The organism is Pseudomonas sp. KCJK9058 (assembly GCF_046230975.1).
GTDB lineage: Bacteria > Pseudomonadota > Gammaproteobacteria > Pseudomonadales > Pseudomonadaceae > Aquipseudomonas > Aquipseudomonas alloputida.
On sequence record NZ_JBJJLR010000002.1, the window covers coordinates 92495 to 114790 of the forward strand.

Below are 22296 nucleotides of genomic sequence, written 5' to 3' on the forward strand. Positions count from 1 at the left end.
GTTGCTCCACACGGTTTGCGTCAACCTGCCAGGTCGGCGGCGCTATGGCGCTCCGGCACCTGGCTGTGTTCATCTCCCCAGGTACGGTTCACGCGTGTACCGCGCTGCACAGCAGGGCGCTGGGCGATGTCCTCGGCCCAGCGCTGTACGTTCGGGTACTCGTCAACCGCCAGGAACTGCGCCGCGTCATACAGGTTGCCGCGTACCAGCTGGCCATACCACGGCCACACGGCAATATCAGCAATACTGTATGCCTCGCCCCCCAGATAACGGCTTTCGGCCAAGCGACGATCAAGTACGTCCAGCTGACGCTTGGCCTCCATGGTGAAGCGGTTGATGGCGTACTCGAACTTTTCCGGTGCATACACGTAGAAGTGGCCAAAACCACCGCCCAGGTAAGGCGCCGCACCCATCTGCCAGAACAACCAGTTCAGGCATTCGGTGCGCGCAGCCGGCGATTTTGGCAGCAATGCTCCAAACTTTTCTGCCAGGTACAACAGGATCGAACCTGATTCGAACACCCGCACCGGCGGCTCCACGCTGCGGTCGAGCAGGGCAGGGATCTTCGAGTTGGGGTTGACCTGGACGAAGCCACTGGAAAACTGATCACCCTCGCCGATGCGGATCAGCCAGGCATCGTATTCGGCACCGGCGTGGCCCAGGGCAAGCAGCTCTTCAAGGGCAATGGTGACCTTGACGCCGTTGGGCGTAGCCAGGGAATACAGCTGCAGCGGGTGTTTGCCCAGCGGCAGGTCCTTGTCGTGAGTCGGGCCGGCGACCGGGCGGTTGATGCTGGCGAACTGGCCGCCGGAGGCTGCGTCGTTGCGCCAGACTTTGGGTGGCACGTAGGCAGGCTTGCTCATGCATGAATCTCCTTCAAAGGCGCGAAAACGGTCACGTGAAAACGTTGACCTGCATCTATGCCATGGGTTCGACGCAATGCGCAAATGCACAGGGTGCAGGCGCAGCTTGCATGACGGCGGTTTCATCCAGTTTTCATCCGGCACAACGCCGGCCGGTTTTATGCTGGGTTATCCCTTCGTCCTGCAAGGAACCGCTGGCCGATGACCCTTGCACGCTGCGTGTTGGCGCTGGTCCTGCTCGGCGGCCTGTTGGCCCGCGCCGAGGCCGCGCCGTGGGTTGCCGGCCTGCACCTTATGACCTTGACCGACCCGGTCGATAGCCGCCCGATGCAAGCGCTGGCGTTCTACCCGGCCGTTGGCAAAACCCGTATCAGCCGTATAGACGGGTATCCCGTAGACGTGGCCGAAGAGGCGCCCGTCGCCATGGGGCGATTCCCGTTGCTGGTGCTGTCTCACGGCAATACGGGCAGCCCATTGGCCTTGCATTACCTGGCCACGTCGCTGGCGCGGCAAGGGTTCGTGGTGGTGGCGGTGGTGCACCCGGGGGACAACGTGCGCGACCACAGTCGCCTTGGCACCCTGAGCAATCTTTATGGGCGGCCGCTGCAAGTCAGCGCGGCGATCACCGCAGCGCGTGATGATGCAGTGGTCGGGCCTTATCTGAATGAAGGCAAGGTGGGCGTGATTGGCTACTCGGCCGGCGGAGAAACTGCGTTGATCCTGTCTGGCGCACGCCCCGACCTGGACCGTCTGCGTCAGTACTGCCTGGAGCGCCCGCATGACACAGACGCCTGCAAGACCCACGGCATCCTGATTGCCGACCGTAGCGAACTGGCGCCCGAGACCGACCCGCGAGTGGGGGCGGTCATGTTGATGGCGCCGCTGAGCCTGTTGTTCGGGCGCCATGCGCTGACCGGGGTGCAGGTTCCCGCACTGATCTACAGTGGCGACAGCGATCAGCTTGTGGCCGTAGACCGTAATGCTGAGGCCCTGGCCCGCAAACTGCCGGTCACACCGGACTACCGCCTGTTGGCCGGTGCCGGGCATTTCGTGTTCATGGCCCACTGCGATGCCGAGCAGTACGCGCGAATGCCGGCGCTGTGCAAGGACGCCGACGGCGTCGACCGCCGGCATATCCATCATTCGCTGCAGCGAGAAACGGCAGCGTTCTTCAGCCAGGCGCTGGGCGCGCCAGCGCCGGCTGAGCGTTCAGCTACGGCGGGCGCGCCGCGCCAGCCACAACGTTAGGCCGACGCCGGCCAAGGCGAGCAGGGCCGCCACGCAGAAGATCGAGGCATACCCCAGGTGTACCGCCACGGCGCCCATCACCGGGCCGGCAATGGCCAAGGCCATGTCGAAGAACACAGCATAGGCACCCAGCCCTGCGCCGCGGCTGCTGCTGGGGACGTGCTTGATCGCCTCCACGCCCAATGCCGGGTACACCAGCGACAGCCCGAAACCGGTCAGCCCGGCACCAACCAGCGCCCAGGGCGGCGAGGGCGCCAGCCACAGAAGGCCCAGGCCCAGCACTTCGGTGGCCATGCAGGCGACCGCCACGTTGTAGCCACCAAAGCGGTTGACCGCGTTGACGAACAGCAGCCGCGAAATGATGAAGCACACACCAAACGCACTCAGGCACCAGGCCGCACCGGCCCAGCCGCGCTCGAGGTAGTACAGGGTGACGAAGGTGGTCAAGGTGCCGTAGCCGATCGAGGCCAGGGTCAAACCCAGGCCACACGGGGCAACCCGGCCGAACGCCGACCAGAAGGGCAGGCGCTCGCCGCGCACCACGACCACGTCGGGGCGCTTGCGAAGCACCAGCAGGGCAAGGGTTGCCAGCACCAGCAAAGCCGGCCCCAGTACGCTGAAGTCCAGCCCGTCCACGGCCAGCACGCCGATCGGCGCACCGATGGCAATCGCGCCATAGGAGGCGATGCCGTTCCACGAGATCACCCTGGCAGTGTGTTCGGGGCCGACCTGGCTGATGCCCCAGCTCAAAGTGGCCACACCGATCAGCCCTTGGGCGATGCCCAGCAGCAAACGTCCACCGAGCAGCAGTGCCAGGCCCAGCAGCGGTAAGGTGAGGGTCCAGGCTGACAGCAACGTCAACACCCCGCAACCGGCAATCCCCAGCAAGCCAAAGCGGATGGCCTGTTTCCCTCCCAAGGTGTCCGCCACCTTGCCTGCAAACGGGCGGCTCAGCAGCGTGGCCAGGTACTGCAGGCCAATGGTTACACCGGCGATCACTGCGCCAAAGCCGAGCTGGTCGTGCACATAGCTGGGCAGCACCGCAATCGGCAGGCCGATGCAGAGGAAGGCAATGAAGGTATAGAAAACGATCGACAGGATCTGCAGGGTGATGTGCAGCGTGTGACTGGCGGGGGCAGGTTGTTGCGCGGTCATGGGCTCTTTCGCGGGCGGGCGGTTGGGCGTGGTCCCATCATGGCCGTTGCGCAAAGGAAAAGAAAGCAGGCTAACGAATTATTCGTCGGGCAGTGTCAGTCGGTGGGAGGGGGGCTTCGCGGGCAAGCCCGCGAAGAGGCCCAGCCACACAAGGTAGCCAGGCCTTGGCCTTCAATCAGACCAGCACACCCTGGCTACGCAGGTAGTCATCGTAAGTACCGCTGAAGTCCACCACACCATCGGCCGACAGCTCGATGATGCGCGTGGCCAGCGACGACACGAACTCGCGGTCGTGGCTGACGAACAGCAGGGTGCCCGGGTAGTTTTCCAGCGCCAGGTTCAGCGCTTCGATCGATTCCATGTCCAGGTGGTTGGTCGGCTCGTCCATCACCAGCACGTTCGGTTTCTGCAGGATCAGCTTGCCGAACAGCATGCGACCTTGTTCACCACCGGAAATCACCTTCACCGACTTGAGGATTTCGTCGTTGGAGAACAGCATGCGCCCCAGGGTGCCGCGGATCACCTGCTCGCCAGAGGTCCACTGGCCCATCCAGTCGAACAGGCTCATGTCGTCTTCGAAGTCGTGGGCGTGGTCCTGGGCGTAGTAGCCCACTTCGGCGCTGTCGGTCCACTTTACCGAGCCGGCATCCGGGGTCATCTCGCCGACCAGGGTGCGCAGCAGGGTGGTCTTGCCAATACCGTTGGGGCCGATGATCGCAACGCGCTCGCCCGCTTCGACGGTGATGTCGAAGTTCTTGAACAGCACCTTGTCGTCGAAGGCTTTGGCCATTTTTTCGACGACCACGGCCTGGCGGTGCAGTTTTTTCGTCTGTTCGAAGCGAATGAACGGGCTGACGCGGCTGGACGGTTTGACCTCGGCCAGCTGGATCTTGTCGATCTGCTTGGCACGAGAAGTAGCCTGCTTGGCTTTGGAGGCGTTGGCCGAGAAGCGGCTGACAAAGGTCTGCAGCTCGGCGATCTGGGCTTTCTTCTTGGCGTTGTCCGACAGCAGCTGCTCACGCGACTGGGTGGCTGCGGTCATGTACTCGTCATAGTTGCCCGGGAACAGGCGCAGCTCACCGTAATCCAGGTCAGCCATGTGGGTGCAGACGCTGTTGAGGAAGTGCCGGTCGTGGGAAATGATGATCATGGTGCTGTTACGCGCCGTGAGGATCGTTTCCAGCCAGCGGATGGTGTTGATGTCCAGGTGGTTGGTCGGTTCGTCGAGCAGCAGCACGTCCGGGTCCGAGAACAGCGCCTGGGCCAGGAGGACACGCAGCTTCCAGCCCGGTGCCACTTCGCTCATCGGGCCGAAGTGCTGGTCCAGCGGAATACCCAGGCCCAGCAGCAGTTCACCGGCGCGCGACTCAGCGGTGTAGCCGTCCATTTCGGCGAATTCGGTTTCCAGCTCGGCGACGGCCATGCCGTCTTCTTCGGTCATTTCCGGCAGCGAGTAGATACGGTCACGCTCGGCTTTGACTTTCCACAGCTGGCCGTGGCCCATGATCACCGTGTCGATCACGGTGAATTCCTCGTAGGCGAACTGGTCCTGGCGCAGTTTGCCCAGGCGGGTGTTCGGCTCAAGCATGACCTGGCCTGCGGACGGCTCCAGGTCACCGCCGAGGATTTTCATGAAGGTCGACTTGCCGCAACCGTTGGCGCCGATCAGGCCGTAGCGGTTGCCGTTGTTGAATTTGACGGAAACGTTTTCGAACAGCGGCTTGGAGCCGAACTGCATGGTGATGTTAGCGGTGGAGATCAAGGAGCTTACCTATCAATAACTTACGTGGCTTCTTCGCAGCTACGGACCAATTTCGGACCAATTTGGAGCTTTTCCAGCTCCTGCCAGTCGTTGGACGAGTTAATCCAGCGCGCATAAGTCGATAAGAGCATCTGCACGCTATGCCCGAGCTGTTGGGCGATAAATGCGGGGTTGAGACCAGACATTAAGCATATTGTCGCATAGGTGTGGCGGCAGTTATACGGGGGGCGGTATCTGATCCCCAAGCCTTTAAGGATCGGGCGCCACTGATGGTGCAGGTCCGACGTCTGCTTGACGTGCTCCCCATTCTTCCCAGGCGGAAAGACGAACGGCGATTCGGTGAATTGCCCTTTGCCCAGCCTGCGGCGCTCTGCGTACTGCTTGGCGAACTCCAGGGCGTGCAAGGCCCTGTCGTTGAGCAGCACAAACCTGTCCCTCCCTGTCTTCGTCCTTTCCTCAACTACCCCGAGCGCGATCGTTCGCCGCACGTGAGCTGTCTTCTTGGTCGTATCTACCGCATCCCATCTCAGTGCCAGGCCTTCGGACAGGCGTAGGCCAGTGAAAAACATGAACTCGAAGAAAGCCGCATAGATCTGGCTAGGCCAATGAGGGTGCTTGTACAGCTCGGCAATGATCAGATTCGCCTCGTCCAAGGTAAAGGGATCGACCTCTTTCCTCGAGCGTGCTGGCAGCTGTATGGCTTCAGCCGGGTTCCTCGTGATCAGCCCGTCCAGTACCGCTGAGCGCAGGATGGTCGACAGCTTCACCATTGCGTTGCGTTTGACCGACGGTGAAGTCCAGGTGATGGAGGCGACGATTCGCCTCAGGAGCGTCGACGTAATCAGATCAATACGCACCAAGGCGAGGTTGGGCACCCAGTACAGGTTCAGGGTGCCCTTATAGTTCAGCCTGGTACCAGCTGCGATCTCACGACTGTCCAGCCACAACTGGGCGTACTCACCGAATGTTGGAACGCCGCCCACAACCGCGGCGGAACTGGGGAACAACTCCGCGTACTTGTCGTGGTCGAGGAGGTTGAGCTTGATCAGGCTGTTTACTTTATCGCGAAGCTGGGATGCAGCCTTGATGCCTTTTTGTGTCGGGGGGTAGGGAAGGGTCTCACTTCGGCGAGTACCTTCCCACATGAACCTGAGCCGGAGCGAGCCATAGTGGACGTCGATTCCAGGGGGTAAATCCATTGGCTTTCCAGCCATTCGTCATACCTCTTTTTGCTGTAGATGATGCGTCCGCCGTGCTTCATCCAGACGCCTTCAGGTATCGCTCCGCGGAGGCGCCGGCCTTCCAGGGCGCGCTTGGTGCAGCCGAGCAGGTCAGCCATTTTCTGTTCTGTGACCTTGTCGACGTCACCGGTACTTTCGGTTTCCATGGTATGGTCTCCACGCCGCCGGTGGCGGCAGGTTGGTGGTCAGGCTGGGGTCTTGGCCAACACTGCGTCGGTGATCTTGATCGCGGCCTGGGCATCATCGACGTAAGCTGGATCGAAGCCGCCGGCGTAGTGGATCACCCGCTGGCAGGCGTCCAGCTCTTTGCGAGCCAGGCGGAGTGCCTGAACCAGTTCTTCCTGCAGCTCTCCCTCGGCCCGGCCGATATCCCAAAACCGCTGGCCCCAGTGCCCCTCGGGCGGCTGGTTATTATTCTGTTTCCCGGCCGCCATTGCCCCTACGGCTACATCGCATACCCCGGACTTGTAGGCGTTGTCGCCATCAAGGCTCAGCGCAGCACGCCGGCGTAGGGTATTCACGACCTCATCAGTAGCGACACCGCGGCCCATCAGGACGATGTCTTGCTCAGGTTCGCCTGGTACGTAGATCACTAAGGTGAGCTTGGCTCCTGGCACCAGATGGTCGCTGATCTGCACCAGGGCATCGTTGGCTACTTCGTGGAAACGGTTTATTGCGGACATAGGTGATCCTCGACCGACAGCCATTGCCGCCGGCCTTGAGTGGAAGAGGGGAGTTACTTGGTCAGTTCGTGGCCGAACGGCACGCGGAAGCCGGAAGCGTTGCGGTGGCCACCACCGCCGTATTGCTTGGCGATCTCCGACACATCCATGCCATCGTCTGTGCTGCGCAGGCTGAATACGCGGCCATCAGGGGTATCCCAGTAGCAGGCGGCGAAAGGTTCGCCCTGGGCCATGAGGTGACCCGCATCGCTGGTGAGCGTGTATGGCAGGCTGGCCACCGGCACATCGTGACCGCCGATGACCAGGCGGCGCTTGGTCACGGCCACCAGCTCGGCAACGTCCTTCTGGTGCTTTCGCTCAATCGCGGCGCCGTCCGAGCGGAGGGACTGCACATCAGTCGCCATGAGCGTGTCCCAGACTTCGAAGTCGTAGGGGTAGCTGAAGAGGTTGGCCTGAATCTCGCGGGTGCCATCCAGCTGGAACAGCCACAGGTCCCGGTCCTCGATATGGCGCAGTAGCATTGGCGGCTCCTGCCCGGGGAAGAAGTGGTCCCAGGCGAGCATGGCGCCGCTGCGGTTCATGTCGAAGCAGCAGGCGATAGCGGGGGAGTTCTGCGAATTCATGGAGATGTGGGCGCTTTCCCAGCCCAGTGCGACCGACCCGTCGGGGTGCCGACCATCCACCCGAACGCCGGCGTGGAAGGGCGGGAACTTGCCAAGGTCCTCGGCCGCCGATTTGTGGTGGTCCAGGATGATGATGCTGTTGGCCTTCCAGCTCAGCCTGGCCATGACTTCGTACTTGTAACTGAAGTCGACGATGATCACATCTTTGTCGGTGACATCAGGTGGCTCCTGACCATGCACGCCGGCAACGAACTCAACCTGCTCGCCTAAGGCCTTGCGGACGACCCAGGCGCCGCCGAAGCCGTCAGCGCAGTTGCCATGGTAGATGCACATCGTTTTGCGTTCAGACATAGAGGTTCCTCGCCCGCGCACAGCGGCGGGCACGCATGTTTAAATAGTGCCCCCAAAACAAGGAGCATTGAAATGGCAAAGGAAGTCAGGAAGCCGTTTGGCTATGTAGCGGTCACGCTCATACCCACGGGCATCGGGTTCGTTATGGGCGGGCTGCTGTCTGACCAGCCTGGCTTCATCTACAGTGGCCTTGGCATGGCGATACCAGGTGTATTGCTGGCCGTGACGCACTTCTGGACGACCCGTCGGCGGACGTGAGTTGTAGGGGGAGGTGTTACAGCAGGTGTGCACCGGCTTCGAGCAGGCCATGGCGTCCAATAGCCATCTACCATAGGTACGGCCAAAGGCTGTTGCGGACCGTTCCAGCGGAGACCGTAGCGAGGAAGACCTTCGCCATTGGGAGGCCGCGGCGGCCCTGCAGGGCGAAGGCCTTTCAGGTCCTCGATCTCGGCCAGCAGGGCTGTAACTCCGGCCGCCAGCTCGCGGTGGTGATCATCAGCGCAAAACCGCCGATCGGTCACAACACGATCGGCCAAGGCTTTCAGCTTTTCTTTATCGATCGTCACGAAATCAGCTCCTTCGGCACTTGGACGGTATCGCCGAGCTTGTGGGCGACTATGGCGCGGCATGCTGCCGGCAACGGCAGATCAGCACCCTGAGCAACGTCCTTGCCGTTATCGGTTATCCAGGCTGCCCAGTAATCCCACTCTTCCTGCGGGCAGTGCAGGCTGACGTTGTGCTTCTGGATCAGCGGTCCGCCCACCGCCCAGTCTTCCCACGGGTTGTAGCGCACCTCGCGGATGGTGACCTCGCCGGTGTAGCGGACGAACACCCGCTACGGGTTACCGTAGATGGGTGGGGCGATGAGTACGTCGAGGCCTTCAGCTTTACCGACAGCCCAGCTCAGCGCCTCGCCGGCCAGGTCGGCCGTCTTCACTTCGATCAGGTCGGTCATGGTCGCATTACCTTTGCCGCATCACGATCTGTTACGGAAAACAGCTTGTATCCGTCCGGCGTGTTCTCTGGTGAGCGCGCGGCATCCATTACAGCGAGGATGTCCGTTGACCCGATGTCATCCGAGCTGACGTTGAAAATCCGCTTGCCCGCCTTGGGGTTGGTCGAGAAAGCGTGGGCCAGCGAGTAGCCGATCACGCGGTATTCCATGATGAACGTCGTCACAGCTGATACCTCTCATCAATCCAGCGCCCAGGCGCCAGTGCGGGTGTAGGTTCGGGTTGTGTTTCGTGCGGGGAGAGCTGGCGCTGCTGGTCGGCAACTTGCGGCATCCAGACCTTCACGCAGCTGATGGCCAGGCCGTTCAGTTCGTAACAGACGACGCCGCGCGGCTTGTCTTCGAAGGAGCGAACATTGGCTTGCAGATCCCCCGCGCTGGCGCCGGTGGCCAGCAGCAGGAGGCAGAGGGCGAGGCGGGTCATTTGCGCAGGACCTCGTCCGGGTCCAGCCCGTAACGCCTGCACAGCGCTTGGGCTACGCCTGAGCCGCAGACAAAGGCGTCCATCATGAGCACCCAGCGCGGGGTCTTCTGCCTGCTGGTTCCGCTGACGCACCGGACCGCAGTGCAGACCAGGTCATCTTCTGTGTATTCGCACCCCGCCAGCGTGATGGTGCGGCTGGTGTTCATCTGTTGCTCAACCTGCTGGCGCAGGCTGCGGATCTCTTCCACCATGGCCAGCACCACGGCAGGCCGGGCGGCGCGGTAGTGCGCCTCTGCGTGAACGTGCGGCTCACCGATCCCGTAGAACTGGACGCCCAGCGCTTGGCCGTCGTAGTTCAGGTAGTCGGCGGTCAGCTCCACCGAGCCTTCGCCGCCGCAGGTCTGGCATTCGATCCAGCCGTCTTCACTGCTGGCGACCTGGGCGCTGTCAAAGTCCTGCGGTGTGGCAGCTTTGGCCGCTGCTTCGATCGCATCGAGGTCCAACTCAATTTTTTCGGACACGGGGATTCCTTGGCCGCCATATCGCGGCAGTGAATAGAGGGGAGAGTGGTTTCAGTGAAAGAGTACGGATGTACTCCAGCCTGGAAAAGGCGCGGCGTTGTTTGGTCAGAAGCGCACTCGGTTTCGCGCTAACGAAGTCGGATGATATCTTTGTGCCATTCATGTCCATGGAGTTGCAAGGATGTCTGATCCCAAAACAATGGCTGTAGGTCAGTCAATGCTTGTCTCATCCGATTTCTATTTCGAAGATTGGGAAGGGCGACCGATTCGTCCAATTTTTCAACTAGATGCTGCGACTGGTGAGCGTTCCTATCGAGCCTATCCAGATGGAGGAAATGAGAAGGCGTTCGATCTAAAGATTTATAGCCATGAGGATTTAGTCGAGCAGGCATTGCTAGGAGTGTCAATCCGCTGCCTGCTTCCCGACGGTAAGAGTAGTAATCGTTCCTCGACGTCCAGGGACATTGTGCGATATGTGATCAACGGTGAGGTGCCGCGCCGATTTTGGTGGGTGAATCACAAGCAAACTTACAAAGATGAGCACGTCGGCGGGTATATCTGGTCCCCAAAAACGAAGAAAAGAAATATATACAATCTGGGTTATGACAGCCTTACACGTGTGAGGGCTGGAGATGTTGTGATTTCTTTTGCTAGGCAGGAGATTAAAGCGATTGGTATTGCATCTGGAGAACACCGGGAAGAACCGATCCCAGATAGCCATTGTCAAGCTGCCGAGTACTGGGACGATCTCGGCTGGATGGTACCGATCGAGTGGTTTGCTTTAGATCACCCACTTGTGCTCAAACCGCATATGAGCGGTTTGATTGAATTTCTTCCGAGGAAGTATTCGCCTGTACAAGAAAATGGAGATGCGAACCAGGGGTCGTATCTAGCGAGTGTCTCCCCAATGCTTGCTAGAAAAATTTTGAGTCTGCTATCCGTCACCAATCCTGAAGTCGAAGCCACGCAACGGCTATCGAACTCTTTACTGGGCACTCCAAGTCCCATCGCAGGAAGGTTGCCAACTGATCAGTTACGTAAGGTTACCTCGGAACATATCTGGCAAGCCGTACAGGTACTACTTGAGGGAGGGGCAGCTGAAAATTTTGGGCCTTCAACCGATTACGATCTTCTAGTGGACGAGGGGGTTCGCCTCGCCCCTAAACAGGTGTTTGGACTCGCGGCAACCGCCGCTCTGGGATTCACCGTCAGACCAGAACACTTCATCGGGGGTGTTGGGACCGTTTGCTTCGACCTCTTAGAGGGAGCTGGTTATAGAGTGGTGCCGAAAGGGGTCGATATTAAGCTAGAGGATCTACCTCCCGATAGCGAAGAGCGGGTGTGGGCAGAGGGCTATCGTGGTCTGGTGCATCACCTTCGAAGAGAGCGGGCCACTGGTCTTTCCAATGCCAAAAAAGCAGAGTTTCGTCGTAATCACGGAAAGTTGTTTTGCGAGAATTGCCACGTCGATCCTGCTGAGATTTATGGAGAGCTTGGCGAGGCGTGCATTGAGGTTCATCACCATGCAATTCATGTTGCCGAAATGGGTGATAACCACAAAACAACTCTCGAAGACCTTCGCTGTCTTTGTGCGAACTGCCATCGAATAGAGCACCGTCGATTGAGGACGAAGTCATGAAACGGATCAATAGCACCATGGTCAGGTAGCACTATTCTGTACCGGTACCCGCGAGGTCAGCCTCCGCCAACTCGCAGAAGAATGAGCAAGAGGGAATCCTCTCGTTACGCCGTACGGGGCCATCGCCAAGATCGCGCAGGGAAAAGCGGACGTTGGTAGTGCGATTGCGGAACAGGTACGAACCTTCTCCCAGATCGTCCTGAATGGCGCAGAGCGCTTCGAACTGATCCGGGAAGTCCTGGCGGATGGCTCGGAAGTAGCCTTCGCCACCCTTCACGCAGCCAATGCAGTTGGCGTTGTCGTAGCCCATCCGGTACATCAGCGGCAGCTCGATGCCGGCGCGCAGCAGAATCGCCTTGCAGTCATCCTTGCCCAGACCTCGGTCGATTAGCGGCGCGATCACTGGCCGGTCCGGGTTGCGCTCCCGGAAGTCCTCCAGGCGGTCTGCCTCATCAGCGGTGTAGCCGAACACCATCACATCACCAGGCTTTTTCCACGTGTCGAGTAGGCGACGTTTTAGAATCTTCGTGCACGGGGCTCCGGTCCGGCCTTTCATATAGCGCTCGCGGCGGAACACTTCATGAGCGTCGGCCCCGTACTTCTCGTCCCGCAGGACGGTGATCGGTTGACCGAACCAGGCTTCGCAGTCCTGGGCGAACCGGCGGTTGTCGGACTCCTCGTTGGCAAGGAAGGCGTTGACGATTTGAACGTCATGCGTGCTGCTGTACTCGGCCAGGGCTAGCTTGGTGGCCACAGCCGAAGCAGCTCCGCAACTGAACTGGCAAACGATTCGATTGAGCATGGCGCCTCCTGGCCATTACTATGCTGGCCTTAAAATGTAGGGAAGGGATAGGGGTGAGCTTAAGGACAAAATTGGCTGTAATATTTTCGGTTATTTATATCGGTGGATTCGCATTGATTTGCGTGTGTCGATTCGATGACTTGAAAGATTTGGGACTTAATGAGCTAGGTGATTATCTTGCTGGTGCCTTCGGGCCGTTGGCGTTAGCTTGGCTAGTGTTTGGGTATTTTCAACAAGGCGACGAGTTGAGGCAGGGTACAGAAGCTCTCAGACTTCAGGCGACTGAGTTAAATAATGCTGTGACCGAACAGGCGAAAATGGCTTCGGCGAATGAGGTTGCTCTCCGAAATCACGAGAATTCTCTTGAGCCTCTTTTCAGGGTGGTGGCATCTGGTAGCGGCTGGGATGATGACGGGGATTTCTACTTTGCTTTTAACTTGCATAACCTCGGGGAGTATTGCGAAGATATTAGAGTTGTCGCTGAGCTCGGAGGCAGAGAATATCCAAGTAAACGAATAGGAACGATGTTTTCGGGCGACTGTGTAACTCTCCAGAGAAGTGGGATGAACGAATGGGAGGACTTTGTCTTATCAGTTGAGTACAGGAGCCGGATCGGCCGCCTTGGAAGACAATCTTTTTCTGTTGTAAGTTACCAGGATGAGGACGAGCCTCAACCAACATACTATGCCGAAAAACATCCCTTCCTCAGTGCATGAGCTAATTCTACGGCGGACCCTGCGTGCAGGCGCCGCCCTCGCCGGGGAGGCGTTATCGTTGAATAGGGGAAGGCGCTGGCGGGCAGCGCCGAGTGATATGCTTCGCCGCTCACCAAACAAGGATGGTGGTAATGGGGTTGCGAGATCGAGGAAGATCGCCAAGATCAGGAGCTGCCGCGATGAAGACCCGAACGGCATCATTCATAGGGCTCGCTATTTGGATAGCGTTTCTTTGGTTGGGAAAGCCATCTGCGTCGTTGATCAGCTATTCCGTGCCGTTTGGAATTGCTCTGATCGCCACAGGCCCCCTCGAACTGATCCCAGATCGTTGGCACAGGCTTAATTTCCTCGTCAATGCCCTGGCGACTGGATTCTTCTTCGTCAGCATCATGTTTGCGATAGTGGCAATCTCTTTCGTCCTGTCATTGAGCACAAGCGAGCGTTCGATTTTCTGCCTTGCTGGATGGGCAACGCTGTTGATTGTTTACCATTTCGCAATCCCTCGGCTGAAGCGGTCGCCTTTTCACCGACTCAGCCAGGATAGAGGGATGTACAGCCCTCCAACGGATGACGATAAACGGAACTGAGATCAGATAGGCCAATGCCGGAGCAGATTAGTCGCTGGCGGGCAGCGCCGGAGGGTCAGGCGGCTTTTCGAACTGGAACGGCGCGCAGGTGGTCCTTCTCGTCGGCATCGCCCAGGTAAGGCTTCAGCTCGGCGCGGGTGTACTTGCCAGCCTGGGTAGTGTCGCTGGTGTAGCCGCTGTAGTTCGGCTCGAAGTAGGCCCCGCCGTGACGATCGGTCCAGATCATGTAGAGCGACTCCTGCGGCGGGAACAGGATGTTCTTCAAGGTTTCAGCCTTCTTGAAGTCCATCCGTGCAGCTGCTGCCGACATCAGTGCTTCCAGCCGTTTTCGGCGCACCCATTCATTGCGTTTGCGGCGCAGGTCGCCAGGGTTCACGGTCCAGATCTCCCAATTGGCAACGTTGGTGTAACCGTAGCGGGATGTGACCACCCACCACATCTGGCCACTGTTGTAGTAGGCGGTGCCAGGCAGCACACGGCCTTTGCGATCGCAAATCCAGACCTTCTGCCCGTGCTGCAGAAGATCGCCGTCTTTCGACTTGTAGTTGTGCTGCGGTACGACAAAATCAGCCAGGCGCCCTTGATTCCGATGCGACGCATGGTGGCGCTCAATCTTCTCCATGGCTGTGCAGATTCCAGGGCCCATGCCGCGTGGCTCGGCGGGAGTGAACTTGTAGTCGGTGAAAACGGCGCACAGGTAGTCGCGAATCTTGCGGCGGGTACGCTCCATCTCCAGGCGCATGACGTATGGCATGTGGAACTCTTTGTTCGACTGATGCCGTCCGCCATGGTCAGGTCGATCTGGGGCGTTCACGTTCTGGAACATCTCGAAGATGATCGACCGGCCGCTAACCTGAAGGTCCGCCTTCAAGTCGCCTTTGCTGCACCACCGCATACCGTGGGCGATGCATTTGTAGTTCTTCTCGGCATCGAGGTTGGGGCCAACAGTCCAGCCCAGGCGATTGAGGGTCTGGATGATGCGCTTGAAAACCTCGCGCTTGAACTGTTTCTCCCAAGCATCTGCGCCGCGTACACCACCGGCGTCGCGAGCAGCGGAGATGCCTTCTTCCCAGATGGCCAGGCGGGCGTCGCCGAATGAGAGATTACCTTCGCGTTTAGTCTGCATTGTGAATGCTCCGTGCATGCGCCGCCCTCCGTGGCCGGATGCGGCATGGTGGCAATTTGGTTTGTCTTGGTGTCTCATATGCAGCCTCTAAGGATGACGCTTATCGGAGCACCAATGATGGATAAGATTTTATTAACTGCTTTTTTGACGGCGCTTGCGGGATTCATAACCGCCGCACTTAGTATTGTGAAACTTGTTAATGAGAAGGAAAGCAAAACTTCCGAATACAGGCAGTTGTGGACTGACTCGGTGCGTAAAGCGCTTTCGGATTTGATAGGAAATATAAATGCGCGCGCAACTTTGTCGGTGATGAATTTGCATATGTTCGACACGTTCGTGGATTGGAAGAAAGAAAAGCCAGAAAAGGAACAAAGTCAGTTAGCCATCGATACAAAAAAAGAAGCAATAAAAATTGCCCAGGATAAGTGGAGCGAAGGAATTGCGGCTGTTCGAGAGCTAAATCAGCAAATCTACCAAGGCTACGCTTACGTTCGCCTCCACTTTAAGCCGGACGAGCCAACTTTTGTAAGATTTGAAAATAAGTTCGATACATGTATGGCGCTGTTGGCGGAGCTAAACACCCTTGACGATAAGGATAAGAGGCTTCAGTTAAAGGAAAAAATTCATTCTGCTGCTGACGAAATGACCGCTATCTCTAGGGGGATACTGAAGTCCGAGTGGGAGACGGTTAAACTCGGTGAGCCAGCTTATAAAAGTACAAAGAAATGGTCGATCTGGATTTGCGTAGTTATGTTGTTTGTTTTGCTAACTATTGGGGTCCATTCAGTGATTTCATATAGTCGTGGTGTCAATGCTGTTGTTCATGTTCAGCCTAGCTCTAGCTCTAGCTCTAGCTCTAGCTCTAGCTCTGCCTCCGCCGTGCCGAAAGGATGATTGCATGGTGGCAATTTGGTTTTGGATGGGGTATTACGTCTCGCCGGCATGGGGCCGGATCTAGGAGAAGCGATGGGGCGTTCAAGCAAGCCTGACGAACTCAAAAACCCGAGAAGAGTCATAGCTGGAAAGATGGCATACGAGCGAAGGAAGTCGGCATCAAGATGCAGCTGACAAAGAGTTTCTGGAGAAGCTCGGCGCGATCGTACTGATCGTTGGCTTCGTCCTCTTCTCGATCGTGGTCTTTCTCGTTAAGGTTCTAAAACCTTAATCAGATCCTCTTCCGATTGAGGTTTGATGTCGACTCTGGCCCGTTCTGCGATCAGTAACACGCCGGTATCGTCCGGGTCACCGCCAAGCTCCAGACCTGGTGCGCGTAGCTCACGACTCAAGCGGAACCGGTCGAGCTTGCGCGCCACGATTCCGCTTAGTTCGATTTTGTGGCGCGGAGGAGTAAGAAGTTTGACCGCTTCATCGCGGGTAAGCTCATGCAGGCGATGGATCATTACAGTCATCGCCTCGCCCTGTTCCTCGATCCCGGCCCACTCCATCAGTTCCAGCAGGGCCTGTTTAGTCCCTGGTCGAACCTTCAAACGCAGGTCTTCTTCCTGCAACCGGGCGGCTTTGGCGCGGCGCTTCTCGTCGCGCTCCTTGGGTGACATCGCCATACGGCACCTCCATGATTCCGCTGGGCGGCATGTGTATGTGCAGCTGGCGGCGACGCTGCTGCGTGAGCTTCTGGATGCGTCTCATGGGTGGCACACCTCAATGGGCGTTTTCTTCGTCGAGCCAGACGGCATAACCACCAGTAGACGCTTGTTTACTCGGTATACGCCCCAAGGCTGACCAGTGGATCTGGCCATGGCCGCCGCGTACTTCACGGCGGGCACAGGCTGAGACATGGTGGCGATCATGGCCTACCCCCGATTCCGCTGGAGCGGGAAGTCAATGTCGAACTCGGCAATGATGCGCGCGAACCTGCAGTTACCGATGCCCAGCTCCAAAGTCACGCCTCACCGGGACTTGCCGGCATCACGCAGGGCAATGATCTTGTCGGCGAGTTCACGATCCTCCTGGCTCGGTTCGGCCTTTGCCTTCGCCGGTGTGGCCGGCTTCGGCGGGCTGAAGAACCTGAATCCTCCCCGCGCCGCTACGCCCCAGAGAGCGGTCTTGGTTTCGCCCAGGAGCTTTGCAACCTCGCCACAGGTCATGGTCTTGGCGAGCTCTTCTACCTGAGCTGTGCGTGCATTGGCGCGGCTTTTACGCTCGCCGCCGCGCTCCTGCTTGACTGGCTTGACCCGCTTTGGCGTCGGCTCAGGGTGATGGCGCTGCCGGAAGGGCACGTACTGGAACCCCTCAAGCACAATGATCTGCCCGCCAGACGCGAAGAAGGCCGCTTTGGCGGCCTCCAGGTCGATTGATGGGTTCATGCTGACCTCACTTGATGCGGATTGAACTCTCGGCGCGCTCCAAATGCGCCCAGGCTGGCTCAGGTATCAGTTCGTGTTCGCAGTCTTCGCCGGCGGCCATGCGCTTGCGGACGGCTTCGTTGTGCTCGCGATCAGCCTTGAGCTTTGCGGCGATGGCGTTCTTGTCCGGCGCGATCTTGGTCTGCACTGATGTCAGGTCGTCCGGCACCGCCTGCTCGTTGTCGACGATGACCCGCTCCTTGCCGGCGACCAGACTGATGGTGAACAGCGGGCGCTTGATCGACTTGATGTTGGCTGCATCCATATTGCGCCGCAGGTAGTCGGTGATCGCGGTCACGCTGTTGGCCTTGATGCGCTTTAGCTCGCTCAGGCGCTCGATTTCAGCGTCGATCGCACCGATGTCACCCTCGATGTTCCGACGCAGCATGACGATGTTGTCGGCCTTTACCTCGAATTCACCCTGGATGCCGGCCATGGTGTCCTGAATGGCCTGCTTGAGGCCTTCGTCGTCGGTGTCGCACATGGCTGCCAGTTCGGCCATCTGGCCGGTGAGTGCGTAGAGTTGAGTCATGCTGCAGCCTCCTGCGGATTCCCTGCTTCGAGTTTCTTCAGTTCAAGCGAGATCCGTGCGGCTCCTTTCTCGTCCTTGCGGCCGATGAGCTTGCGCACGGCATGGTCGTGGATTTTCTTGCGTTCATGCGGCGTTACCGCCTTCTGCATGGTCTCGATCGTTTCCTTAATGAAGTCCAGGCGCTCCTGTTGCTGGCGTTCAATCTCGGCCTGGCGGTCTTCGGCCTGCTCAATCGCCTGCTCGGCCTGCAGCTGCTGCACGTAGTTCACATCGTCGAACATGCCCAGGAACACGTCAGCGCTGAAGCCGAGCATGGACAGGGCCTTCTTGATGGCATCGGTCAGCGACTTCTTCGGCGCCTCGCCGTCGGTGGTGGTGCCGTACTTCGACTTGTAGAGATACTGCGTGCAGCCGTACTGCTCGATCTCGCCGCGCTGGCCATCCAGAACGAACCAGAACTTGATCTTGATCGTGTGGTTCAGTTCGAAGCCGAGGCTGATGCGCTTATCGCCTTCGCCGCTGAACATCTCGGCGCCCTTGTCGAAGCGCTCTTCAACCACGTTCCAGCCAAAGCCGATGCCAGCCGGACCGAAAACCTCGGTGGCCTTCATGATCATAGCGGTGCCGTTCAGGCTAGTGATCTGCTGGCCGCCGACCTTGGCGTCCTTGGTGAAGCGGGTGTCGGTCGTTTGGACCTTCTCCCAGATGCTCATGTTGGTAGTGGACATTAGAAAACCTCGCGCCAGGCTGGCGCCGTCAGTTGGAATAGGGAAATGCCAGGTCACCCAGGCACGGAGGTACGCTCCAGGCCCTGGCTGCGGTGGATGGTTGCGCGCTCTCGCCGCTTACGCTCCCGCATGGGTTACGGTTATCCCGAAGGGCCGCCGTGCTCGGCTACGTGATTCAGGAAGTGGCTTTGGCGATGGTGCGCTCGAAGTGCGACGCCAATTCGGCGTTGACCTCAGCCTTCTTCAGGCTGTCGTCGGTGTTCTTGGCTCGATGCAGGGCTTCATAGCTGCGTAGAGTGGCTGCCGCGTCTATTAAGTCAGCTAGCAGCTCAGGGGCGGCAGATATGAGTACCGCATCTGCCTTCCAGTCCGTAACGGCGCTAGCACTACCGTGCACGGCATCACCACCAACAATGGTGCAGATCTTTGTTTCTTGGGTGCTTAGACGGCAACCAATCAACCAGGGGCCTGGCGTGTGCTTCTGTTCGGGCATGCGAATCTCCCGCGCCATCCATGCGGTAGGCGCTGACAAGTTGGTTATTGGGTGATGCTGCCAGCCAGTGCGCTGGCGAGCATGAAGAAGGTGCAGGCGAAGAGCATGGAGAAGGAGCCGCGCCAAGCTGCGATGCGGCGGGCCCGCTGGTAGGAGGTCACGCCCGAACCTCGTAGCCGACCGTCCATTCTCCGCAGATACAGGCCCGGCACTTCCAGGCCTGCGTGTTCTCGATGCTGGCCAGCGCCGCCTCATTCATCGCTGCCGCGAACGTCGGGCCCTTGAACAGCATCAGCACCCGGTCAGCCGGCATGGCCTGAGCCTCGGGCAGTTCGGCGATCTGCTCGTCGATGAGCGTGGTGATCAATGGCGTAGTCATGCAGCCTCCTTGCGCCGAACGGCAATACGCCGGATGCGCTCGCAGTAGTGTTTGAACTCCTCGGCATCGATGGCGAGGAGGGAGAAGTAGGCGACCACCAGGGTTTCGGCCTTGGCGTCCTCCACCAGGCCAGAGCCCGGCAGAAGCATCGTTTCAATGGCCGCTTCGATCGCGCTGACCGCGATGCTGTGAGGGCTCATTCCGCCCCCTCGGCCCGGGCCATTACTCCTTCCTTGGCAAAAGGGGTGAGCAGCTGGCGAGCGATCTCTTCCAGCGCCGACTCAGGGTTGGCCACGCTCAGGATCTCGTCGGCTGCAGCTGCTGCATCGCTGGTCACCTTGCACCGCGCAGCCAGAACCAGGCGGCCCAGCACCGAGTTGCTGATATCCGACTGGCCCAGCTGGCCCATCACGAACTCATCCACCGCCTGGGCGAAGCGCTCATAGGTGACACCCTGCTTCGGGCGCATCCGGCGCTGGAACACCACATCGCGGCGCGCCATCAGTTCAGCGATGCCGTCGTCGATCCAAGTGGATTCCGCGTCGGCTACTTCGCTCACCGCCGGCGGCATCCGATTGTCGTACTCAAACTGTGCTGCTCGAAGTGCGCCCATGGTCGCCTCCAGGTGGTGGGTTACTCGGTGGGTGGGGTGAGGTGGCGCTGCCAGTGCGTCACGCGGTGCTCAAAACGTGAGCCATCGCCATAACGCCAGTCGATGCCATTCCAGTAGAGGAACCGGGCGCCGTTGAAGGCGCTCTGTGCTTTTCGGGCTGGCGTGTAGGCGATAACCCAGGCCTTGCCGCCACCCTTGGGCAGCTCCGGCAGCCTGTCGCTGCACTTGATCCAGCCGCTCATGGCTTCACCCGGGCGGCGAGCATGGCGTCGGCGTATCCGTAAGCTGATTCAGCGGCCTGCTTCGGCGTCATCTCAGCAAAAGAGCCCCGCATTTCGTTACCGGGATACGGGAGCATCCCCTGCAGGGCCTGGGCGGCGAAGTAATCACGCAGAGTCATGCCGTCATGCGGCAGGTGACCCTGATATGACTCGCCACTCGGCAATGTGACCGGGAACGCCGGTCCGCTTGTGTCTTTACTCATTGTGTGAACCTAGGTAGCCAACCGCATTGGCCGGATACCAGGCGCAGTGACCAAACTGGGCGTGAAAAGCCAGCCTGGCACCCGCCAATGCGGTCGTATGTGAAGGGAAGGGATGCAGAGGCCGGGCGCTACCCCGGCAGCTGGCTTGGCGTGGACCCATCCAACGGCGCAATTCGTTTACCCCCAGTGCGAGGGAAGGGACGTCCACAGGTGCTTCGGTAACCGCGCCCTGAGCTGGGCGCTTCTCTGCATCGGGGTGTGATCTGTCGCGTCCAAGCCAGCCGCCAGGTTTAACGCCGCGTAACCGGTTTTCATCTACCCCCGCGCTGGGGCAGCTACTTACTTGGCAGATCACACTCCGATGCAGCCTGCGATGGGGAGCAAGGCATCGGGCCGTCTTTCCGGCTGTCATGCACCAGAGCCCGGCGGGCCGTGCAGCTGCGCGTTACCGAGGATTGCGCAGCCTGATGATCTCGCCTCGGTTGATTCGTTGATTTCCCGTCTGGCCCTGTCGCCAAGGCCAGCCAGTGAAATCAGACTGCGCGCTCCAGCTCGCAGCACTGCCCGTAATGAGCCATGGCGATCGGCATGTGGTAGCTGTCGAGCGGCCATTTGCTGACGATGCAGCCTTGGCCGGCTGGGCAGTGGAAGACGAAAAGCTCCTCTGCGTCCTTGTCCATCTCCATGCTCAGCCGTGCCGCCCGTGAGCGTGCAGAGTTCGACTCGCTGCATGCAGGCGTGGTCAAGCACCTGGAGGGCGGCGAGATGCCCGAGGACGCCGGCCAGGCGCGGCGCGAGCAGTACGTGAAGCGCTCCACCGACATGATCGTGCTGCCTGCCGAGTTCTACGACATCAACACTTGGGACGGCCAGGGCCTAAATCGGACCACCTACTGGCGCTGGAAGAAGGGTATCGAGAAGGTGCTGGACGAGATGGTTGCTGAGGCGCTGGCAGCGTCTGCCAAGATACTTCAGGAGGAAGGCGTTTTGATGGCAGATGCCGCTTGACACCCGTGCAACGATGCAACATTATTTGCTCATCCTGTCATTCTTGCGTGTGTTTAGGATGGCAAATCAAACCCGGCCAGTGCGCCGGGTTTTTTGCACTTGAAATTTATCGCGCTGCCCCCATGTACGGTGCTATCACCTAACTATGGATAGCCACAATGCGAGTCACGCTTAGCAACATCGTGAACAGTGCGCTGAGAGACCCTCACACGACTCTCTTGCCAGAACAAGAAACTGCATTTCTAGCTCGTGTAGAGCTTTCGAACGGCAGCAAATATGATTACTTCCATGAGCGCATGGCTGAGCAGGGCTTTTCTCAGACCATCAAGGACATGGCAGGAGGAACGAAGCAGCTTCCTCATGCAACGTACTTCATATCTGGCTTGACGGAAAAAACCAGTCCCGAAGCTGTCTTCAATCGGGCAAGGAAAGCTGTTGAAAAGCACAAGAAGTTATCGGACCAGATGAATATCAAAGAGCACATCATTGTTGTGAAGGCTTCGGATGTATGGTTCGAGCTCGAAGATTATGAAGAAAAGGAAGACTGAGACAGATTAGTCGATGAGACCCGGCCACGTGCCGGGTTTTTTTGGTCCCTGAGGGCCTAAAGAGTCCCGGACAAGCGCCGGGATTTTTGCTCCAGCAAGAACGCAACTGCAGCCAGAGCAGCCCTCACGGGGACGCCTGGACACTGCTAGCCGGTAGCGTTGTGATACGGAAAAACACCGGCAGCCCGCGCACCCATTCCCTCACTGTGCTGTGGGTGGCGCGAGATCGGATCGGCGAGACCATTGCAGTAGGGCACTGGCGTCGTGATGGTCTTTGGCGGACAGGTGGGGAGAGACCCACACAAAGCGGGCAAGCAGCAGGTTTGCCGCCAGCCTTCCAAGCTGAGCAGAGACGGGGTCGATTCCCTCTGCTCGATCCAATTCGTTATGTGCTG

Annotated in this window: 30 protein-coding genes and 1 pseudogene; 8 read left to right on the forward strand and 23 right to left on the reverse strand. The window is 59.1% G+C overall.

The genetic code is table 11. The features are described from left to right. Positions 1-20 precede the first annotated feature (20 nt). Entirely contained in the window at positions 21-863 is an 843-nt protein-coding gene (gene yghU / locus ACK59Z_RS02210; protein WP_003248134.1) for a glutathione-dependent disulfide-bond oxidoreductase, read from the reverse strand. A gap of 201 nt (positions 864-1064) precedes the next feature. On the opposite strand from yghU, the gene ACK59Z_RS02215 reads away from it, so the two are divergent. Further along, positions 1065-2111: a dienelactone hydrolase gene (locus tag ACK59Z_RS02215; RefSeq protein ID WP_108191034.1), complete on the forward strand. Its 1047-nt coding sequence runs from the start codon at positions 1065-1067 to the stop codon at positions 2109-2111. Here the strand turns inward: ACK59Z_RS02215 and ACK59Z_RS02220 are convergent. The 5 genes from ACK59Z_RS02220 to ACK59Z_RS02240 all read right to left on the reverse strand — a co-directional run bounded on the left by ACK59Z_RS02220 (position 2073) and on the right by ACK59Z_RS02240 (position 7926). After that, a complete protein-coding gene (locus tag ACK59Z_RS02220) occupies positions 2073-3266 on the reverse strand; it encodes an MFS transporter (protein ID WP_409292221.1) in 1194 nt (397 codons plus the stop codon). The genes ACK59Z_RS02215 and ACK59Z_RS02220 overlap by 39 nt on opposite strands. Positions 3267-3441: 175 nt before the next feature. Further along, the gene (locus ACK59Z_RS02225) at positions 3442-5028 is read right to left on the reverse strand and encodes an ABC-F family ATPase (RefSeq protein WP_003248141.1); all 1587 of its coding nucleotides are present in this window, start codon (positions 5026-5028) and stop codon (positions 3442-3444) included. 20 nt (positions 5029-5048) lie between these two features. Beyond that, complete coding sequence (locus tag ACK59Z_RS02230) at positions 5049-6242, reverse strand: tyrosine-type recombinase/integrase (RefSeq protein WP_409292223.1); 1194 nt, start codon at positions 6240-6242, stop codon at positions 5049-5051. Between the two features lie 212 nt (positions 6243-6454). Then, positions 6455-6952 (reverse strand): hypothetical protein, encoded by a 498-nt coding sequence (locus ACK59Z_RS02235; RefSeq protein WP_064490682.1) that lies wholly within the window; start codon positions 6950-6952, stop codon positions 6455-6457. 53 nt (positions 6953-7005) lie between these two features. Continuing rightward, on the reverse strand, positions 7006-7926 hold the full coding sequence (locus ACK59Z_RS02240) for a phosphohydrolase (RefSeq protein WP_409292225.1): 921 nt from the start codon (positions 7924-7926) through the stop codon (positions 7006-7008). A 72-nt stretch (positions 7927-7998) separates the two neighbouring features. On the opposite strand from ACK59Z_RS02240, the gene ACK59Z_RS02245 reads away from it, so the two are divergent. Then, the gene (locus tag ACK59Z_RS02245) at positions 7999-8184 is read left to right on the forward strand and encodes a hypothetical protein (protein ID WP_409292227.1); all 186 of its coding nucleotides are present in this window, start codon (positions 7999-8001) and stop codon (positions 8182-8184) included. Between the two features lie 304 nt (positions 8185-8488). Here the strand turns inward: ACK59Z_RS02245 and ACK59Z_RS02250 are convergent. The 4 genes and pseudogenes from ACK59Z_RS02250 to ACK59Z_RS02265 form a co-directional block, all read right to left on the reverse strand. Next, a pseudogene (locus ACK59Z_RS02250) lies at positions 8489-8881 on the reverse strand (DUF2591 domain-containing protein). After that, positions 8878-9105 carry a hypothetical protein gene (locus ACK59Z_RS02255; RefSeq protein WP_409292229.1) on the reverse strand — a complete coding sequence of 76 codons (228 nt, stop codon included), beginning with the start codon at positions 9103-9105 and terminating at the stop codon, positions 8878-8880. The pseudogene ACK59Z_RS02250 and the gene ACK59Z_RS02255 overlap by 4 nt, the downstream one beginning before the upstream one ends. Next, positions 9102-9362 carry a hypothetical protein gene (locus tag ACK59Z_RS02260; protein WP_409292231.1) on the reverse strand — a complete coding sequence of 87 codons (261 nt, stop codon included), beginning with the start codon at positions 9360-9362 and terminating at the stop codon, positions 9102-9104. The genes ACK59Z_RS02255 and ACK59Z_RS02260 overlap by 4 nt, the downstream gene beginning before the upstream one ends. Beyond that, a complete protein-coding gene (locus ACK59Z_RS02265) occupies positions 9359-9883 on the reverse strand; it encodes a hypothetical protein (RefSeq protein WP_409292233.1) in 525 nt (174 codons plus the stop codon). The genes ACK59Z_RS02260 and ACK59Z_RS02265 overlap by 4 nt, the downstream gene beginning before the upstream one ends. Before the next feature lie 181 nt (positions 9884-10064). Here ACK59Z_RS02265 and ACK59Z_RS02270 point away from each other — a divergent pair, with 181 nt between their 5' ends. Continuing rightward, entirely contained in the window at positions 10065-11522 is a 1458-nt protein-coding gene (locus tag ACK59Z_RS02270; RefSeq protein ID WP_409292235.1) for a hypothetical protein, read from the forward strand. Positions 11523-11553: 31 nt separating this feature from the next. Here the strand turns inward: ACK59Z_RS02270 and ACK59Z_RS02275 are convergent, their stop codons facing one another. After that, positions 11554-12324, reverse strand: a complete 771-nt coding sequence (locus tag ACK59Z_RS02275; protein WP_409292237.1) for a hypothetical protein — start codon at positions 12322-12324, stop codon at positions 11554-11556. Between the two features lie 20 nt (positions 12325-12344). On the opposite strand from ACK59Z_RS02275, the gene ACK59Z_RS02280 reads away from it, so the two are divergent. After that, positions 12345-13040, forward strand: coding sequence for a hypothetical protein (locus ACK59Z_RS02280; protein ID WP_409292239.1), 696 nt, complete (start codon positions 12345-12347; stop codon positions 13038-13040). A gap of 179 nt (positions 13041-13219) precedes the next feature. Further along, positions 13220-13627, forward strand: a complete 408-nt coding sequence (locus ACK59Z_RS02285) for a hypothetical protein (RefSeq protein WP_409292241.1) — start codon at positions 13220-13222, stop codon at positions 13625-13627. 55 nt (positions 13628-13682) lie between these two features. Here the strand turns inward: ACK59Z_RS02285 and ACK59Z_RS02290 are convergent, their stop codons facing one another. Continuing rightward, positions 13683-14753 (reverse strand): hypothetical protein, encoded by a 1071-nt coding sequence (locus ACK59Z_RS02290; protein ID WP_409292243.1) that lies wholly within the window; start codon positions 14751-14753, stop codon positions 13683-13685. A gap of 114 nt (positions 14754-14867) precedes the next feature. On the opposite strand from ACK59Z_RS02290, the gene ACK59Z_RS02295 reads away from it, so the two are divergent. Continuing rightward, positions 14868-15647: a hypothetical protein gene (locus ACK59Z_RS02295; protein WP_409292245.1), complete on the forward strand. Its 780-nt coding sequence runs from the start codon at positions 14868-14870 to the stop codon at positions 15645-15647. Between the two features lie 251 nt (positions 15648-15898). Here the strand turns inward: ACK59Z_RS02295 and ACK59Z_RS02300 are convergent, their stop codons facing one another. The 11 genes from ACK59Z_RS02300 to ACK59Z_RS02350 all read right to left on the reverse strand — a co-directional run bounded on the left by ACK59Z_RS02300 (position 15899) and on the right by ACK59Z_RS02350 (position 21025). Beyond that, positions 15899-16315, reverse strand: a complete 417-nt coding sequence (locus tag ACK59Z_RS02300) for a hypothetical protein (RefSeq protein WP_409292247.1) — start codon at positions 16313-16315, stop codon at positions 15899-15901. A gap of 345 nt (positions 16316-16660) precedes the next feature. Continuing rightward, positions 16661-17077 (reverse strand): hypothetical protein, encoded by a 417-nt coding sequence (locus ACK59Z_RS02305; RefSeq protein ID WP_409292249.1) that lies wholly within the window; start codon positions 17075-17077, stop codon positions 16661-16663. Between the two features lie 7 nt (positions 17078-17084). Next, a complete protein-coding gene (locus ACK59Z_RS02310) occupies positions 17085-17648 on the reverse strand; it encodes a siphovirus Gp157 family protein (protein ID WP_409292251.1) in 564 nt (187 codons plus the stop codon). Further along, the gene (locus ACK59Z_RS02315; RefSeq protein WP_012053029.1) at positions 17645-18376 is read right to left on the reverse strand and encodes a hypothetical protein; all 732 of its coding nucleotides are present in this window, start codon (positions 18374-18376) and stop codon (positions 17645-17647) included. The genes ACK59Z_RS02310 and ACK59Z_RS02315 overlap by 4 nt, the downstream gene beginning before the upstream one ends. 175 nt (positions 18377-18551) lie before the next feature. Further along, positions 18552-18869, reverse strand: coding sequence for a hypothetical protein (locus ACK59Z_RS02320; protein ID WP_409292253.1), 318 nt, complete (start codon positions 18867-18869; stop codon positions 18552-18554). Between the two features lie 157 nt (positions 18870-19026). Next, positions 19027-19248, reverse strand: coding sequence for a hypothetical protein (locus ACK59Z_RS02325; protein ID WP_409292255.1), 222 nt, complete (start codon positions 19246-19248; stop codon positions 19027-19029). After that, positions 19245-19448 carry a hypothetical protein gene (locus tag ACK59Z_RS02330; RefSeq protein WP_409292257.1) on the reverse strand — a complete coding sequence of 68 codons (204 nt, stop codon included), beginning with the start codon at positions 19446-19448 and terminating at the stop codon, positions 19245-19247. Before ACK59Z_RS02330 ends, ACK59Z_RS02325 begins: the two co-directional genes overlap by 4 nt. After that, positions 19445-19861: a hypothetical protein gene (locus tag ACK59Z_RS02335; protein ID WP_409292259.1), complete on the reverse strand. Its 417-nt coding sequence runs from the start codon at positions 19859-19861 to the stop codon at positions 19445-19447. The genes ACK59Z_RS02330 and ACK59Z_RS02335 overlap by 4 nt, the downstream gene beginning before the upstream one ends. 20 nt (positions 19862-19881) lie before the next feature. Beyond that, positions 19882-20103: a DUF551 domain-containing protein gene (locus ACK59Z_RS02340; RefSeq protein ID WP_409292261.1), complete on the reverse strand. Its 222-nt coding sequence runs from the start codon at positions 20101-20103 to the stop codon at positions 19882-19884. Beyond that, positions 20100-20345, reverse strand: a complete 246-nt coding sequence (locus ACK59Z_RS02345; protein WP_409292263.1) for a hypothetical protein — start codon at positions 20343-20345, stop codon at positions 20100-20102. Before ACK59Z_RS02345 ends, ACK59Z_RS02340 begins: the two co-directional genes overlap by 4 nt. Before the next feature lie 533 nt (positions 20346-20878). Next, the gene (locus ACK59Z_RS02350; RefSeq protein ID WP_409292380.1) at positions 20879-21025 is read right to left on the reverse strand and encodes a hypothetical protein; all 147 of its coding nucleotides are present in this window, start codon (positions 21023-21025) and stop codon (positions 20879-20881) included. 4 nt (positions 21026-21029) lie between these two features. On the opposite strand from ACK59Z_RS02350, the gene ACK59Z_RS02355 reads away from it, so the two are divergent. Both ACK59Z_RS02355 and ACK59Z_RS02360 read left to right on the forward strand, forming a co-directional pair. Beyond that, positions 21030-21353 carry a hypothetical protein gene (locus ACK59Z_RS02355; protein ID WP_409292265.1) on the forward strand — a complete coding sequence of 108 codons (324 nt, stop codon included), beginning with the start codon at positions 21030-21032 and terminating at the stop codon, positions 21351-21353. Positions 21354-21511: 158 nt separating this feature from the next. Continuing rightward, complete coding sequence (locus ACK59Z_RS02360) at positions 21512-21901, forward strand: hypothetical protein (RefSeq protein ID WP_409292267.1); 390 nt, start codon at positions 21512-21514, stop codon at positions 21899-21901. Positions 21902-22296 lie beyond the last annotated feature (395 nt).